Source organism: Tropicimonas sp. IMCC34011, from assembly GCF_003390865.1.
GTDB lineage: Bacteria > Pseudomonadota > Alphaproteobacteria > Rhodobacterales > Rhodobacteraceae > Tropicimonas_B.
In genome coordinates this window covers 170436-187115 of record NZ_QMEJ01000005.1, presented here as the reverse complement: position 1 = coordinate 187115, position 16680 = coordinate 170436, and the positions used below count along the sequence as shown (strand labels likewise).

10 protein-coding genes are annotated in these 16680 nt (G+C 69.0%); 8 read left to right on the top strand and 2 right to left on the bottom strand.

Annotation, left to right across the window (positions count from 1 at the left end):
- Positions 1-245: 245 nt before the first annotated feature.
- Both DQG15_RS15160 and DQG15_RS15155 read left to right on the top strand, forming a co-directional pair.
- On the top strand, positions 246-2528 hold the full coding sequence (locus DQG15_RS15160) for an NADP-dependent malic enzyme (RefSeq protein ID WP_116086668.1): 2283 nt from the start codon (positions 246-248) through the stop codon (positions 2526-2528).
- 252 nt (positions 2529-2780) lie between these two features.
- Positions 2781-3554, top strand: coding sequence for a response regulator transcription factor (locus DQG15_RS15155; RefSeq protein ID WP_116086666.1), 774 nt, complete (start codon positions 2781-2783; stop codon positions 3552-3554).
- 52 nt (positions 3555-3606) lie between these two features.
- Here the strand turns inward: DQG15_RS15155 and DQG15_RS15150 are convergent, their stop codons facing one another.
- Positions 3607-4200, bottom strand: coding sequence for a hypothetical protein (locus DQG15_RS15150; RefSeq protein ID WP_116086664.1), 594 nt, complete (start codon positions 4198-4200; stop codon positions 3607-3609).
- 212 nt (positions 4201-4412) lie between these two features.
- On the bottom strand, positions 4413-7925 hold the full coding sequence (gene dnaE, locus DQG15_RS15145) for a DNA polymerase III subunit alpha (RefSeq protein WP_116086662.1): 3513 nt from the start codon (positions 7923-7925) through the stop codon (positions 4413-4415).
- A 284-nt stretch (positions 7926-8209) separates the two neighbouring features.
- On the opposite strand from dnaE, the gene xdhA reads away from it, so the two are divergent.
- The 6 genes from xdhA to DQG15_RS15115 all read left to right on the top strand — a co-directional run bounded on the left by xdhA (position 8210) and on the right by DQG15_RS15115 (position 16665).
- On the top strand, positions 8210-9691 hold the full coding sequence (gene xdhA / locus DQG15_RS15140) for a xanthine dehydrogenase small subunit (RefSeq protein WP_116086660.1): 1482 nt from the start codon (positions 8210-8212) through the stop codon (positions 9689-9691).
- Positions 9688-12117 carry a xanthine dehydrogenase molybdopterin binding subunit gene (gene xdhB / locus DQG15_RS15135; protein WP_116086658.1) on the top strand — a complete coding sequence of 810 codons (2430 nt, stop codon included), beginning with the start codon at positions 9688-9690 and terminating at the stop codon, positions 12115-12117. The genes xdhA and xdhB overlap by 4 nt, the downstream gene beginning before the upstream one ends.
- Positions 12114-13037, top strand: a complete 924-nt coding sequence (gene xdhC / locus DQG15_RS15130; RefSeq protein ID WP_116086656.1) for a xanthine dehydrogenase accessory protein XdhC — start codon at positions 12114-12116, stop codon at positions 13035-13037. Before xdhB ends, xdhC begins: the two co-directional genes overlap by 4 nt.
- A complete protein-coding gene (locus DQG15_RS15125; protein ID WP_116086654.1) occupies positions 13034-14563 on the top strand; it encodes an ABC transporter ATP-binding protein in 1530 nt (509 codons plus the stop codon). Before xdhC ends, DQG15_RS15125 begins: the two co-directional genes overlap by 4 nt.
- An 84-nt stretch (positions 14564-14647) precedes the next feature.
- Entirely contained in the window at positions 14648-15733 is a 1086-nt protein-coding gene (locus DQG15_RS15120; protein ID WP_116086652.1) for an ABC transporter permease, read from the top strand.
- A complete protein-coding gene (locus DQG15_RS15115; protein WP_116086650.1) occupies positions 15733-16665 on the top strand; it encodes an ABC transporter permease in 933 nt (310 codons plus the stop codon). Before DQG15_RS15120 ends, DQG15_RS15115 begins: the two co-directional genes overlap by 1 nt.
- The last annotated feature ends 15 nt before the right edge of the window (positions 16666-16680 follow it).

Sequence of the window (16680 nt, the reverse complement as noted above, 5' to 3'; positions counted from 1 at the left end):
GCCCTCACCTGCGAAGCGTGTTTGAGATGACGCGGACAAGCGCCGGCTCCTGCCCCTCGGAGCCGGCGCTTCTGCGTCACACGTCCCCCCGCACATCCCGGCCCGTTTCCACCACTATCCGGTCCCCTCATGTGACGCTGCCTGCGGCTGACCGCCATGCGCCACCCTCCATGCCCATTCCGGTTTGCCGGGCGCGGTGTTTCTAGTATCGGATGCGCATGACCCCGCAAGGAGCGCGCCCCAGGATGGGAACGGACAACGAGCCCCCCCGCACGCAGAGCTTCGCTCTGAACTACCATGAGTTTCCGCGTCCCGGTAAGCTCGAGGTCCAGGCCACGAAGCCGCTGGCCAATGGCCGGGACCTGTCGCTCGCCTATTCGCCCGGTGTCGCCGAGGCCTCCCTGCGCATCGCCGAGGATCCGTCCACTGCCTCGCGCTACACGACCCGCGGCAACCTCGTCGCTGTGATCTCGAACGGCACCGCTGTTCTCGGTCTCGGCAATATCGGTGCGCTCGCCTCCAAGCCTGTGATGGAAGGCAAGGCGGTGCTGTTCAAGAAATTCGCCGGCATCGACTGTTTCGACATCGAGGTGGACGTCTCCGACCCCGAGAAGCTGGCGGAGGTCGTCTGCGCGCTCGAACCCACCTTCGGCGCGATCAATCTCGAGGACATCAAGGCCCCGGATTGTTTCGTGGTCGAGAAGATCTGCCGCGAACGGATGAACATCCCGGTCTTCCACGACGACCAGCACGGCACGGCCATCGTCGTCGGCGCGGCGGCGCTGAATGCGCTGCGCGTGGCGAAAAAGAGCTTCGGCGAGATCAAGGTCGTCTCCACCGGCGGCGGCGCAGCGGGGATCGCCTGCCTCAACATGCTCGTCAGCCTCGGCGTGAAGCGTGAGAATGTCTGGCTCTGCGATCTCGACGGCCTCGTCCACGAGGGCCGCGAGGCGAACATGAACCCGCAGAAGGCCGCGTTCGCCCAGCCGGGCGGGCCGCGAACGCTCGGTGACGTGATCGACGGGGCGGACCTCTTCCTCGGCCTCTCCGGGCCCCGTGTCCTCGAGCCCGAAATGGTCGGCTGCATGGCGGACCGCCCGGTGATCTTCGCGCTTGCGAACCCTGAGCCGGAGATCCAGCCCGACCTCGCCCGCGAGGCCAAGCCCGACGCGCTGATCGCCACCGGCCGCTCGGATTATCCCAACCAGGTCAACAACGTCCTGTGCTTCCCCTACATCTTCCGCGGCGCGCTCGACGTCGGGGCGACCGAAATCAACGACGCGATGAAGGTGGCCTGCGTGGAGGGCATCGCCGCCCTTGCGCGCCGCACCACGAGCGCCGAAGCCGCCGCGGCCTACAAGGGCGAGCAGCTGACCTTCGGCCCGTCCTACCTGATCCCGAAGCCCTTCGATCCGCGGCTGATGGGCGTGGTCGCGCCCGCCGTCGCCCGAGCGGCGATGGAGAGCGGTGTCGCCTCCAAGCCGATCTCGGATCTCGACGCCTACAAGCGGACGCTCGACGGCTCCGTCTTCCGCTCCGCCCTCCTGATGCGCCCGGTCTTCGAGGCCGCGTCCCGCGCCGAGCGCCGGATCGTCTTTGCCGAGGGCGAGGACGAGCGCATCCTGCGCGCGGCGAACGCGATCATCGAGGAGACCACGGACAAGCCGATCCTCATCGGCCGGCCCGAGGTCGTGGCCATGCGCGCGGATCGCGCCGGCCTCTCCATCCGTCCCGGCGTCGATTTCGACATCGTGAACCCCGAGGACGATCCGCGCTACCGCGCCTACTGGGAGACCTATCACGGCCTCGTCGCGCGCCGCGGCGTCACCCCGGACATCGCCCGCGCGATCATGCGCACCAACACCACCGCCATCGCCGCCGTCATGGTTCATCGCGGCGAGGCGGACAGCATGATCTGCGGCACGGTCGGCCAGTACCTCTGGCACCTGCAATACATCACGCAGGTGCTCGGCGGACACGGCCTGCGGCCCACCGGGGCGCTCTCGCTGATGATCCTCCAGGATGGCCCGCTCTTCGTCGCCGACACGCAGGTCCACCCCGAGCCGACACCGGAGCAGATCGCGGAGTCGGTGATCGGGGCGGCGCGCCATGTCCGCCGCTTCGGCCTGGAGCCCAACGTGGCGCTCTGCTCGCATTCCCAATTCGGCAATCTCGACTGCGACTCGGGACGGCGGATGCGCGCGGCGCTCGAGATCCTGGACCGCGCGCCCCGCGATTTCGCCTATGAGGGGGAGATGCACGTGGATGCGGCGCTCGATCCGGACCTGCGCGAGCGGATATTTCCGGGCGGCCGCCTTACCGGCGCCGCGAATGTCCTTGTCTTCGCCAACTCCGACGCAGCCTCGGGCGTGCGCAACATTCTGAAGTCGAAGGGCGGCGGCCTTGAGGTGGGTCCGATCCTGATGGGAATGGGCAATCGCGCCCACATTGTAACCCCGTCGATCTCCGCCCGCGGCCTGCTGAACATGAGCGCGATCGCGGGCACGCCGGTCAGCCACTACGCCTGATCACCGGCAGGACGGCCACCGTCCTGCCGCACACCGTAACGCCTCCTTAACCCTATGATCTCATGGCATCTTCTCGCCATGGGGTTTTCCCGCTAGTAATGGGTTTACCGCAGGTGGGTTCCCGCCCTTTGCGGCGTCGAGGAGAACCTCCCCCCGATCTTTAGTTGTTGCCATGTACGTGGCGCGCCTTCTCCCGGACGAGGTCCGGGCGGCGTGCACGTTACGAGGCCCTCGTGTGAAAGGACCCGACCCATGCGCATCCTAGCGACCGAAACCACCTGGGGCGCCGCCTCGACGATCACCGACCTGCGCGCCGCCGGCTTCGCGATATCGACCGTCCAGACCGGGCAGGAACTGGTGGACTGGGCCGATCTCGGCCAGATCGACGCCGTCATCGTCGACATGGACCTTCCGGACCTCGACTGGCGCGAGGCGGTGAAGCTGATCCGCTCCTATCGTCCGCACCTGCCGATCCTCGTCCTGATGCCCCCCGGATCCGATTCCGGCGCGCGCGCTGCCGCGTTCGACCTCGGCGCGGACGACGTCCTTCTCGAATGCGCCGACGCGCGGGAATCGGCCGCCCGGATCGGCGCGGTGGTCCGCCGCCGCGCTGGCCTTGCCCATCCCGTCCTCGTCTCCGAGGGTCTCGCCTACGATCTCGTGACCTGCACCGCGACAGTGAGGGGCCAGCCCCTTCACCTGACGCCGACGGAATCGCGGCTCGTGGAAATGCTTGCCCTCCGCCACGGACGCACCGTGGAGAAGGAGGAGATGCTCGCCCATCTCTATGACGTGGAGGAGGGTCCCGAAGTGAAGACGATCGACGTGCATGTCTGCAAGATCCGCAAGAAGATCGCCGATCTGGGTGGCGGCCCGGGCGCCATTTCGACGGCGTGGGGGCGTGGCTACGGCTTCGGCCTCAACGCCCGGGACCAGGCCCGCCAGCTGACCGAGGCCGCCCTGCACTTTGTCGAGCGACGCAGGCGCAAGGTCGCGATCCGGGAAGATCGCCGCCAGCTCGCCTGACGGCGGCGCGGGTCAGGGAGGGTCGGCAGCTCGGCCCCTGCCCTGGCCTCGCCTACTTCAGCGCCGCGGCCTGAACCGCGCCACGATGGAGGAGGAGTTCGAGGTGCTGCGCGCTGTCCTGCGTCTCATAGAGGCTGAGGAAGGCGGTATCCTTGGCCAGCGCGTCCAGCTTCCGCCCCGTGCAGGGCGCTGGCGCACCTCCGCACTTGGCCGCGCGAAGCTGGGCATAGGTGGCATCGGTGGGGGCACCCGCCGGTGCTCCGAGGCCGCCGAACTGCATCATCTCGTACAGTTCGAGGGAGCCGAACATCGCCACCGTCGCGCGAACGTGGATCGCGCAGTTGCCGTCCAGGCCGGTGACGAAGAAAGAGCGCGGCTGCGAGGATCCGTAGGCGCTGTCGTAGAGCACGAACTGCGTCCGGCCGCTCTCGGGACGCTTGTCCACCGGCGTGCCGAGCGCCTCGCCGGACGCGCCGCACACCTTCGTCATCTCGCCGAACGGGGGCGGGTTGGCGACGACGGTGGCGATGGTGTTGGCCTTGACCTCGGCGGCCGGTGTCGTCTGGCTCTGCCCTCCGGCATGGGCGGGGATCGTGAGCCAAGCAAGGGCAAGGACGACGAGTGTGGCGCAATCGCGGACGCGCATCCGGAAAACCTCCGTTGAAGTCGCATGTTCGGGGAGGTGCTACAGAGGGGGTCCGTGTCCGGCAAGCGGGTGGCGGGGGGCAAATCACAACCTGAGCGCGAAGACGCCCGCCGATGGGCGAGGCCGCGCGCATCGGCTGGTCCGGCGCGCACGGAACCGCCACTTTCATGCGACTGCGTTCACGTTTTCTCAAGCACGCCGCTGCCGGCGACTCAGCTCCGCAGCGCCACGGGTTCGGCATCCTCGACCAGCGCCACGCCGCGGAGGGACTTGATCGCCCCCCGGATCGTCGCGCTTACCGGAAGCCCGTCCCCGAGGACGAACTCCACCTCGGCGAAGCCCGGGGCGTTGATCTCCAGGAGGATCTGTCCCCGCTCCCGCGTCTGGGCGCCGTACCGCTCCAGAACGGTCGAGACCATTTCCACGGCGTCCGGCTCTTCGAGCACGACGCGGACCGCGCCGCCTTCCGCGCCCGCAACCGCCTGCTCGAGAGGGGTCGCGCCGCGGCAGAGGAGCTTGAGCTGGTCTGCCTCCGCCGTTGCCTCCGCGGTGATCACGACGTTGCTGCCGGGCTCAAGCGCATCCCGTGCCGCCTCGAGCGTGTCCGAAAAGACGGTGACCTCGTAAAGGCCGGTCGGATCCGACAGCGAGACGAACGCGAAGCGGTTTCCGCGGGCGGACTTGCGCTCCTGCTTGGCGGAGACGGTGCCGGCCATCTTCACGATGGCGGGGCCATTGGCGCTTTCGGCCCGGACCCGCTCCAGCGTTTTGATGCCCTTTCGCTTGAGCGCGCCCATGAAATCGTCGAGCGGGTGGCCGGAGAGGTAGAAGCCGACGGCGCGGTGCTCCTCACCGAGCCGCTCGGCGGGCATCCAGTCCTCAGCGTTCGGCATCCTCGGCTCGGGCAGATCGTCCCCCGCCTCGCCGAAGAGCGACACCTGATTGGAATGGCGCTGCTCGTGGATCGCGGCGGAATAGGCGACGAGGGCATCGAGGCCGTCCAGCACGCGGCGGCGGTTGCGGTCGAGCTCGTCGAAGGCGCCGGCGCGAACCAGCATCTCGAGCGGCCGCTTGCCGATGCGCTTGAGATCGACCCGGCGGGCGATGTCGTAGAGCGTGGCGAAGGGCCGGTCCCCGCGCCCGTCCACGATGAGCTGCATCGCGTCGGCCCCGACGTTCTTGAGCGCGCCCAGCGCGTAGAGGATCTTGCCGTCCTTCACGCCGAACGTCGCGAGGGAGCGGTTCACGCATGGCGGGATGATGTCGATCTTCAGGCCGCGGCGCACCTCCTCGGCGTAGATCGCGAGCTTGTCCGTCAGGTGGATATCGCAATTCATCACCGCGGCCATGAACTCGACCGGGTGGTTCGCCTTGAGCCAGGCCGTCTGGTAGCTGACCACGGCATAGGCGGCGGCGTGGGACTTGTTGAACCCGTAGTTGGCGAACTTCTCGAGAAGATCCCAGACCTCCTGGGCCTTGTCCTTGTCGACGCCGTTCTTCTCGGAGCCGTCCAGGAACTTCGGCCGCTCCGCGTCCATCGCCTCCTTGATCTTCTTGCCCATCGCGCGGCGGAGCAGGTCGGCGCCGCCGAGGGAGTATCCCGCCATCTCCTGCGCGATCTGCATCACCTGTTCCTGGTAGACGATGATGCCCTGCGTCTCGTCGAGGATATGATCGATCAGGGGATGCAGCCGGTCCCGCTCGGACAGGCCGTTCTTGACCTCGCAATACTTCGGGATGTTCTCCATCGGGCCGGGCCGGTAGAGCGCGACGAGGGCGACGATGTCCTCGATGCAGGTCGGCTTCATGCGCCGGAGAGCGTCCATCATGCCGGTGGATTCCACCTGGAACACGGCGACGGTCTTCGCATCGGCATAGAGCTTGTAGGAGGCCTCGTCGTCGAGGGGGATCGCGCCGATGTCGTTGAGGTGGCCCTCCGGCGGTTCGAACAGCGTCTCCCCTTCGGGAGAGATGTGGAGCGGACGCCCACCGGCCACGATCAGATCGACCGCATTCTGAATGACGGTCAGGGTCTTGAGGCCGAGGAAGTCGAACTTCACCAGCCCGGCCTGCTCCACCCATTTCATGTTGAACTGCGTGGCCGGCATGTCCGACCGCGGGTCCTGATAGAGCGGAACGAGCGCATCGAGCGGCCTGTCCCCGATCACGACGCCGGCGGCGTGGGTGGAGGCGTTGCGCAGCAGCCCCTCGACCTGCTGGCCGTAGGTCAGAAGGCGGTCGACCACCTCTTCGGCCCGCGCCTCGGCGCGCAGCCGCTCCTCCTGCACGAGCGCCTGCTGGATGGAAACGGGCTTCACGCCCTCCACCGGAATCATCTTCGACAGCCGGTCCACCTGCCCGTAGGGCATCTGAAGGACCCGGCCGATATCGCGGACGGCGGCCTTCGACAGAAGCGCACCGAAGGTGATGATCTGGCCGACCTTTTCCCGGCCGTACTTGCCCTGCACGTAGCGGATCACCTCCTCGCGGCGGTCCATGCAGAAGTCGATGTCGAAGTCGGGCATGGAGACCCGCTCGGGGTTGAGGAACCGCTCGAAGAGGAGGGAGTAGCGTAGGGGATCAAGATCCGTGATCGTCAGCGCATAGGCGACGAGCGAGCCCGCGCCCGACCCCCGCCCCGGCCCGACCGGGATGTTCTGGTCCTTCGCCCACTTGATGAAGTCCGCGACGATCAGGAAGTACCCGGGGAAGCCCATACCCTCGATGATGCCGAGCTCGAATTCGAGGCGCTTCTCGTACTCCTCGACCGGCGCGGCGTGGGGGATGACGGCGAGACGGGCCACGAGGCCGTCCTTCGCCTGCCGCCGCAGCTCGGCCACCTCGTTGTCGGCGAAGCGCGGCAGGATCGGATCCCGCAACTCCGACACGACGTGGCAGCGCCGTGCGATCTCCACGGTGTTCTCGATCGCCTCGGGCAGGTCGGCGAAGAGCGCGGCCATCTCCTCCGGGGTTTTGAGATAATGCTGGGGGGTCAGACGCCGGCGCGGTTCCTGCTGGTCCACATAGGCGCCCTCCGCGATGCAGATCAGCGCGTCATGCGCCTCGTACATCGTGGGCTTGGGGAAATAGGCATCGTTGGTGGCGACGAGCGGCAGGCGCATGGCATAGGCCATCTCGATCATCGGCCGTTCGGTCAGCGCCTCCTCTTCCGGCAGGCCGTTCTCCCCCGGATGGCGCTGCAGCTCCACGTAGAGGCGATGCGGGAACGCCGCGGCGAGGCGGGAGGCAAGGGCCTCCGCCGCCGGACGGCGCCCCTGCAGGATCAGCCGCCCGAGAGGCCCGAGCGGACCGCCGGTGAGACAGATGATGCCCTCGGCATGCTCCGTCAGCTCCTTCACCGTGACATGCGCCTCGCGCCCGTCGCCCCGGAGATAGAGAAAGCTGTTGATCTTCATCAGGTTGGCGTAGCCCGCCGCGTTCTGGGCGAGCAGCACGACGGGCGCCGGCGGGATCGGCCGCGCGCCGGGCTCCGGCTCCTGGTATTCGAGGCTGACCTGACAGCCCATGATCGGCTGGATGCCCTGCCCCGCCGCCGTGACGGAAAATTCCAGCGCGGCGAACATGTTGTCCGTATCGGTCACAGCGACCGCCGGCATCTTCATCTCGCGGCAGAGGCCGGGCAGCTTCTTGAGCCGGACAGCGCCCTCTAGGAGGGAGTACTCGGAATGGACGCGCAGGTGGATGAATCGGGGGGCTTTGGACATGCCGCCACCATAGGCGCAGGCGCCCTCTGGCGGAAGCGGGCAGAGGTGCGGCGTGGCGTCAGGCAGGCCCGGCCTTGAGGGATCCCGAACGCGGCGGAGGAATGCCGCAAAACAGGGCATTCCCGGCGCGAAACCGGGCATATGCCCCGCCTTACCCTCCGCGCTCCGGCCCGCGAGGGCTTGCCAAGGGGCTTTCGTCCGGCTTTCCTTGCCCTTGGCGCGTTCTACGCCGCATCGAGCGCGCCACTGCCTGACACACCGGTACCGCGGCCCTTGAGTCTTTCATGCCCGTCACGTTCCTGCTGAACGGCGATCCCGTCTCCGTGGATGCCCCGCCGACCCGAACCCTGCTCGACTGGCTGCGCGAGACCCGCGGGCTGACCGGGACCAAGGAGGGCTGCAACGAGGGCGATTGCGGCGCCTGCACCGTGATGGTGACGGACGAGCGTGGCGCCCGCGCGCTCAACGCCTGCATCCTCTTCCTGCCCCAGATCGACGGCAAGGCCATCCGCACCGTGGAAGGCATCGCCGGACCGGACGGCATGCCTCATCCCGTGCAGCGCGCCATGGTGGAGAAGCACGGCAGCCAGTGCGGCTTCTGCACGCCGGGCTTCGTGGTCTCGATGGCCGTCGGACACAAGAACGGGCGGCGGGATCATGACGACATCCTCGCCGGCAATCTCTGCCGCTGTACCGGATACGCCCCGATCATCCGCGCCGCCGAGGCCGCTGCGGAGGCGGAGATCCCTGAGTGGATGGAAGAGGACCTCTCGAAGCTCGGCCACTCCGCCGCCCCGGGAACGGACGACGCGGCGGCGAAGGGCGGTCGTCCCGGCGCCGACTGGGGGGAGCGCGACCCCGTCGCCGGAACCGGGGCCGCGACCGGTGCGGGGAATGCCCTGGCCGATCACGGCTGGGTCCGCCCCGGCAGCGTGGAGGAGATGGCCGCGTGGTACGAGGCGAACCCGGATGCCACCCTCGTCGCAGGGGCGACCGATGTCGGGCTCTGGGTGACGAAGGGCCTGCGGGACCTCGGCCCGGTCTGCTTCCTCGCAGGCGTGTCCGACCTGCGCGGCATCGAGATCGGGGACGAGGAGATCCTGATCCGGGCCATGACCCCGTGGGCCGATGTGCGGGAAGCGCTCGCCCCCCTCTTCCCCTCCTTCGGCGAGATGATACGCCGCTTTGCCTCGGAGCAGATCCGGGAGGCCGCGACGATCGGCGGCAACATCGCCAACGGCTCTCCCATCGGAGACGGCCCGCCCGCCCTCATCGCCCTCGGCGCGACGCTGCACCTCAGGAAGGGCGATGTGCGGCGGCAGATCCCGCTCGAGCAGTTCTTCATCGAGTACGGCAGACAGGACCGCGCGCCGGGCGAGTTCGTCGAGGCGGTCTCCCTGCCCACGCGGGCCAGGGCCCTGCGCTGCTACAAGCTCTCCAAGCGCTTCGATCAGGACATCTCCGCCGTCTGCGGCTGCTTCAACGTCACGCTGGAGGGTGGTGAAGTGCGCTCCGCCCGGATCGCGTTCGGCGGAATGGCCGGCACCCCGAAGCGTGCCATCGCGGTGGAGGAAGCGCTTCTGGGCCGGGCCTGGAGCGAAAAGACCATCGCCGCCGCGCTGCCGGCCTTCGCCGAGGATTTCGCGCCGCTGTCGGACATGCGCGCCTCCGCGGAGTACCGCATGGAGGCCGCCCGGGGGATGCTCAGGCGCTACCATGCCGACCTCACCGGCGCGGCCCCCTCCATCTTCGAGGTGACGTCATGAGTGTCACGGCATCCCTTCCGCATGACAGCGCCTGGCTCCATGTCACCGGGCAGGCCCGCTATATCGACGACATTCCGGCCCCCGCCGGCGCGCTTCACCTCGCCTTCGGTCTCTCCGCCGTCGCCGCTGGCCGGATCGCGCGGATGGACCTGTCGGCGGTGCGCGCGGCGGACGGTGTCGTCGCCGTCCTGACCGCAGAGGACTTGCCCGCGGAGAACGACGTCTCCCCCTCTCCCGATTTCCACGAGGAGATGCTGTCCTCCGGCGAGGTCCACTACATGGGCCAGCCGATCTTCATCGTCGCCGCGACGAGCCATCTGGCCGCGCGCCGCGCCGTGCGTCTCGCCGAGGTGGAGATCGAGGAGAGCCCCGCGATCCTGACCATCGAGGACGCCATCGCGGCGGATCGCCGGTTCGAGGACGGGCCGGTGATCTGGACGAAGGGCGACCCCGGGCCCGCCATCGCCTCCGCCGCAGAGGTGATCGAGGGCTCGATCAGGATCGGCGGGCAGGAGCACTTCTATCTCGAGGGGCAGGCCGCCCTCGCTCTGCCGGAGGAGGATGGCGGCGTCCTCGTCCATTCCTCCACCCAGCATCCGACCGAGATCCAGCACAAGGTGGCCGAGGCGCTCGGCCTGCCCATGTCCGACGTCCGCGTCGAGGTGCGGCGGATGGGCGGCGGCTTCGGCGGCAAGGAAAGCCAGGGCAACGCGCTTGCCGTCGCCTGCGCCGTCACCGCCCGCGCCACCGGCCGCCCCTGCCGGATGCGCTACGACCGGGACGATGACATGGTCATCACCGGGAAGCGCCACGATTTCCGTATCGACTATCGCGCCGGGATCGACGCGGACGGCCGCATCCTCGGTCTCGAGGTGGAGCAGTTCTGCCGCTGCGGCTGGAGCCAGGACCTCTCGCTTCCCGTGGCGGACCGCGCCATGCTCCATGCGGACAACGCCTACAACCTGCCCGCCGCCCGGATCGTCTCCCACCGCCTGCGCACCAACACCCAGAGCGCGACCGCCTTCCGCGGCTTCGGCGGGCCGCAGGGAATGGTCGGGGTCGAGCGGGTGATGGACGAGATCGCCCACCGCCTCGGGCGTGACCCGATCGAGATCCGCCGCGCCAACTACTACGAGGAAGCGGACGGGAGCGACGCCGGCAGCGGCATCGCCGGCACCGCCGCGGCCGAGGACGCCGCCCGCGGCCACTCTCTCGATCATGCCGATCCCGCCAGCCGCGGCTCGGCCAGCGGCACGCGCGGCGCCGACATTCGCCCGGACCCCCGCGGCCACCAGACCACGCCCTACGCGATGCCGGTGGAGGATTTCATCCTGCACGCGATGACGGACCGGCTGGCCGAAACCTCGGGCTACGCCGCCCGCCGTGCAGCCATCGCGGAGTGGAACGCGGCAAGCCCCGTGCTGAAGAAGGGGATCGCGCTCACGCCGGTGAAGTTCGGCATCTCCTTCACGCTCACCCACCTCAACCAGGCCGGCGCGCTCGTCCATGTGTACACCGACGGTTCGGTGCGGATGAACCACGGCGGCACGGAGATGGGACAGGGTCTCTTCCGCAAGGTTGCGCAGGTCGCCGCGAGCCGCTTCGGAGTGGATGCGTCGCGGGTGAAGATCACCGCGACCGATACCGGCAAGGTTCCGAACACCTCGGCGACCGCCGCCTCATCCGGCGCCGATCTCAATGGCATGGCCGTCCGCGCCGCCTGCGACGCGATCAGGGAGCGGATGGCCGCCTTCGTCGCCGAGCGGCAGCAGGCGGACCCTGCCTCGGTGCGGTTCGAGGACGGCCACGTCCATGTCGGTGGCGAGGCCTACCCTTGGGAGGACGTCGTACGGGACTGCTACCTCGCCCGCATAAGCCTCTCCGCGACCGGCTTCTACAAGACGCCGAAGATCGTCTGGGACCGGGTCGCCGGCGAAGGCCGCCCGTTCTTCTACTTCGCCTACGGCGCGGCGGTGACCGAGGTCGTGATCGACACGCTCACCGGCGAGAACCGCATCCTCGGGACCGACATCCTGCACGATGCCGGCGCCTCGCTGAACCCCGCCATCGACATCGGACAGATCGAGGGCGGTTTCGTGCAGGGCGCCGGCTGGCTCACCACCGAGGAGCTCGTGTGGGATGAGAAGGGCCGCCTGACGACCCACGCTCCCTCAACCTACAAGATCCCGGCCTGCTCGGACCGGCCCCGCCGCTTCAACGTTGCGCTCTGGGACGCGCCGAACCGGGAGGAGACGATCTATCGCTCGAAGGCCGTGGGCGAGCCGCCGCTCATGCTGGGCATTTCCGCCCTCATGGCGCTGTCCGACGCCTGCGCCGCCTGCGGACCGCACTATCCGAACCTCGACGCGCCGGCGACGCCGGAGCGCGTCCTCGCCGCCGTCGCCCGCGCCCGGGGGGCGGGATGAGCTTCGATGAGGCCTCCCTCCGCCGCGCCGTCGCGCGCCATGGCCGCGTCGCGCGGATCGCCGTGGCCGAGGCGAAGGGCTCGGTCCCGCGGGAAGCCGGCACGTCGATGCTCGTCTGGCCCGGCGGACAGGAGGGCACCATCGGCGGCGGCACCCTCGAATGGCAGGCAACGGAGCGCGCCCTGGCCCGGCTCGCCGAGGGTGGCGCCGCGGTCGAGACCATCCCCCTCGGCCCCGGCATCGGCCAGTGCTGCGGCGGCGCGGTCAAGCTCCTGACGGAGGTCTGGGATGACGAGGCCCTCGCCCGGCTGAGACTCGAGCGCGGGCACGCCATTCGCCCGCTGTCGCAAAGTGCCGATGCGCCACCCTCCGCCTTCCTCGGCCGCCTCGACCGGCCAGCGGTCCACCTCTCCGCCGGCTGGGCCGCCGAGCCGCTCGCCCGGTCCGGCCGACCGCTCTGGATCTGGGGCGCGGGCCATGTCGGCCGTGCGCTCGCGGCCGTCATGGCCCCCCTTCCCGGCTGGGACATCTCCCTCCTCGACATCGCTCCCGAGCGGTTCCCGGAGGATCCCGCGGCGGTCCCCGTCATTGCCCCCGAGGTCGCGCCGGCCGCCGCGCGCGCCCCGGCCGAGGCGGCGCATCTCATCGTGACGCACTCCCACGCGCGGGACCTCGAGATCTGCCACCGCCTCCTTCTGCGCGATTTCGCCTTCGCCGGCCTCATCGGGTCGGAGACGAAGCGCGCCCGGTTCGGCGCAAGACTAAGGCAGATGGGTCATTCCGATGCCTCCGCAGGCCGCATCACCTGCCCGATCGGCGATCCGGCCCTCGGCAAGCACCCCCAGGCCATTGCCCTCGGTGTCGCGACTTCGTTACTTCGCCTGACGAGCACCAGTCACGAAGGGAGCGCCACGGCGTGACGACCCTCTTTACCGCGGATGGATTGACCAAGGCCTATCCGGGCGTCGTCGCCAATGACGACGTGTCCTTCTCGGTGGGCCCTGGCGAGATCCACGCGCTTCTCGGCGAGAACGGCGCCGGCAAGTCCACCCTCGTGAAGACGATCTTCGGCCTCGTGAAACCCGACCGCGGCGCCATGACGCTGCACGGCGCGCCCTTCGCCCCGGCGGATCCCAGTGCCGCGCGGCGGGCGGGGGTCGCGATGGTGTTCCAGCACTTTTCCCTCTTCGATGCGCTGAGCGTGGCCGAGAATGTCGGGCTCGGCATGGAGAACCCGCCGCCCCTCGGCCGGCTCGCCCGCCGCATCACCGAGGTCAGCCGGGAATACGGCCTGCCGCTCGATCCCTCCCGCCGCGTCGGAGACCTCTCCGCCGGGGAGCGTCAGCGCGTGGAGATCGTGCGCTGCCTCCTGCAGGACCCCAAACTCCTGATCATGGACGAGCCGACCAGCGTCCTCACCCCGCAGGAGGTGGAGATCCTCTTTCGCACGCTGAACCAGCTTTCGGACGAAGGCACGGCGATCCTCTACATCTCCCACAAGCTGGATGAGATCCGCACCCTCTGCGAGCGGGCGACGATCCTGCGCCGCGGCGCTGTCGTCGCGACCTGTCGACCCTCGGAGGCGTCCTCCGCCGAGCTTGCCGAGCTGATGGTCGGCTCCGCCCTCTCCCGTCCGGAGCGACCCGCCGAAACCCCGGGCGGCACGATCCTTGAGGTCACCGGGCTGACACTGCCTCCCGCCTCCGCCTTTGGAACGCGGCTTCAGGACGTGTCCTTCACGGTCGGCGCAGGAGAAATCCTCGGCATAGGCGGCGTGGCCGGAAACGGTCAGGACGAGCTTCTGGCTGCGCTGTCGGGAGAGATGCCTTCCGCCGAAGGCGCAATCCGCCTCGAGGGCGCCGATATCGGCCGAACCGGGCCCCGCGAGCGCCGCGCACTCGGCCTCCTGACCGGCCCCGAGGAACGCCTCGGCCACGCGGCCGCGCCGGACATGAGCTTGACCGAGAACGCCACCCTCACAGGCTGGCAGCGCGAGGAGCTGACCCGGAACGGCCTCATCCGCTGGGGACGCGCCAGGGATTTCGCCGAACGCATCATCGCCGAGTTCGACGTGCGCACCCCCGGCCCGGACGCCGCCGCGCGCGCCCTTTCGGGCGGCAACCTGCAGAAATTCGTCATCGGTCGGGAAATCCTGCAACGCCCCCGCGTCCTCGTGGTGAACCAGCCGACCTGGGGTGTCGACGCCGCGGCCGCGGCCGCCATCCGGCAAGCCCTCCTCGACCTCGCGCGCGAGGGAAGCGCCGTCGTCGTCGTCTCGCAGGACCTCGACGAGATCCTCGAGGTCGCCGGCCGCTTTGCCGCGCTGAACGGCGGACGCCTCAGCGAGCCGGTCCCGGCGGACGGCCTCACCATGGAGCGCATCGGCCTGATGCTCGGCGGCGCCCACGACATGGAGGCGGCCCATGCCGGCGCCCCTCATGCCTGAGCCCGACCTCCGCCTTCATCTTTCTTCAAATACCCCCGCCGGAGGCGGTCCTGCCGCATCCGCAGCCGCGCCGGAGGCCCCAGCTTGATCACGCTCGAAAAACGCCCCTCGCCGTCCCGCGCCTGGGCCTGGGCCACGCCCGTCCTCGCCGTCCTGCTGACGATGATCGCAGGAGGGCTGATGTTCGCGCTGCTTGGAAAGGACCCTGTCGACGCGATCCGCACGATCTTCTGGGCGCCGCTCTTCGATCCGCAGTTCGCCTCCTATTCCCGCCCGCAGCTGCTGGTGAAGGCCGGCCCGCTGATCCTCATCGCCGTCGGGCTCGCGATGGGCTTCCGGGCGGGCATCTGGAACATCGGCGCCGAGGGTCAGTACATCATCGGCGCGCTCTTCGGGGCCGGCGTCGCGCTTGCGGCCTATCCCTCGGGCAGCCCGCTGATCTTTCCGACGATGATCGTCGCGGGTGCGCTCGGAGGCTTTCTCTGGGCGATGATCCCGGCGCTCCTGCGGGTCTTCTTCAACACCAACGAGATCCTCGTCTCGCTTCTTCTCGTCTACGTCGCGGAGCAGTTCCTCGCCGCCATGGCGCTCGGACCGATGAAGAACCCGGAGGGCGGCGGCTTTCCCGGCTCCCGCAACCTCCAGCAATACGACGCGGCTTCCAATCTCGAGCTCCTTCAGGGCACCGGACTGCACTGGGGCGTCGTCGCCGCGATCGTCGCCGTGATCTTCGGGCATGTCATGCTGACGCGGCACCTGATGGGCTTCCACATCCGCCTGGCCGGGCAGGCCCCCCGCGCGGCGCGCTTCGGCGGGGTCAATCCCGGCCGGCTGGTGATCTTCTGCCTCGGCCTCTCGGGCGCGCTGGCGGGCCTTGCCGGCATGTTCGAGGTCTCCGGCCCCGCCGGACAGGTCAGCATCGACTTCAATTCTGGCTATGGCTTCACAGCGATCATCGTGGCCTTCCTCGGCCGGCTGCATCCCGTCGGCATCCTCCTTGCCGGGCTCCTGATGGCGCTCACCTATATCGGCGGAGAGCTTGCGCAGTTCATGCTGGGCATTCCGGCCGCCGCCATCCAGGCCTTCCAGGGGATGCTCCTGTTCTTCCTCCTCGGCGTGGACGTGCTCACGAACTTCCGCATCCGGATCGGCGCGCGGGGGACTGCCTGATGGACCTGTCCTCGATCAACTGGCTCCTGCTCATCGCGGCCCTCATGGTCGGCGCGACGCCGATCCTCCTCGCCGCCATCGGGGAACTCGTCGTGGAGCGCTCGGGCGTTCTGAACCTCGGCGTCGAGGGGATGATGATCACCGGCGCGATCTGCGGCTTCGCTGTCGCCGTGAAAACCGGCAGCCCGGCCCTCGGCTTTCTCGGCGGGGCTCTCGGCGGCGCCGTCCTCTCGCTGGTCTTCGGTCTCCTGACGCAGGTCTTCCTGTCCAACCAGGTGGCGACGGGCCTTGCGCTCACGCTCTTCGGGCTCGGCCTCTCGGCGCTGATGGGACAATCCTACGTGGGGATCCGTCCGCCGGCCACGCCCAAGCTGGATCTCGGCCCCCTGTCGGACATCCCCGTCCTCGGACCGATCCTCTTCCGGCACGATCCGATGATCTACATCTCGATCCTGATCGTCGCCCTCGTCTGGGCCGTCCTCTTCCGCACGCGCGCCGGCCTCATCCTGCGCGCCACCGGTGAGAGCGCCGAGGCCGCACATGCGCTGGGGTACCGCGTGATCCGCATCCGCCTTCTCGCGATTGCCTGCGGCGGCGCGCTGGCCGGGCTCGGCGGCGCCTACCTCTCACTCGTGCGTGTGCCGCAATGGACCGAAGGGATGACCGCCGGCGCCGGCTGGATCGCCCTCGCCCTCGTGGTCTTCGCCAGCTGGCGGCCCTGGCGCGTCCTGATCGGCGCCTATCTTTTCGGCGGCCTGACCGTGCTGCAACTGAACCTGCAGGCTGCGGGCATGAAAATGCCGGTCGAATACTTGTCGATGTCGCCGTACATCATCACCATCCTCGTGCTCGTGCTCATCTCGTCCGGCCGCGGACGGATCTCGACGAGCGCGCCGGCCGCACTTGGGCGGACGTTCCATGCCTCCACGTGAGGCCAATACGAATTC

Coding starts and splice junctions, on each gene's coding strand:
- DQG15_RS15155 (WP_116086666.1), top strand. CDS start 2,781: ATGCGCATCCTAGCGACCGAAACCACCTGGGGCGCCGCCTCGACGATC.
- DQG15_RS15150 (WP_116086664.1), bottom strand. CDS start 4,200: ATGCGCGTCCGCGATTGCGCCACACTCGTCGTCCTTGCCCTTGCTTGG.
- xdhA (WP_116086660.1), top strand. CDS start 8,210: ATGCCCGTCACGTTCCTGCTGAACGGCGATCCCGTCTCCGTGGATGCC.
- xdhB (WP_116086658.1), top strand. CDS start 9,688: ATGAGTGTCACGGCATCCCTTCCGCATGACAGCGCCTGGCTCCATGTC.
- xdhC (WP_116086656.1), top strand. CDS start 12,114: ATGAGCTTCGATGAGGCCTCCCTCCGCCGCGCCGTCGCGCGCCATGGC.
- DQG15_RS15115 (WP_116086650.1), top strand. CDS start 15,733: ATGGACCTGTCCTCGATCAACTGGCTCCTGCTCATCGCGGCCCTCATG.
- dnaE (WP_116086662.1), bottom strand. CDS start 7,925: ATGTCCAAAGCCCCCCGATTCATCCACCTGCGCGTCCATTCCGAGTAC.
- DQG15_RS15160 (WP_116086668.1), top strand. CDS start 246: ATGGGAACGGACAACGAGCCCCCCCGCACGCAGAGCTTCGCTCTGAAC.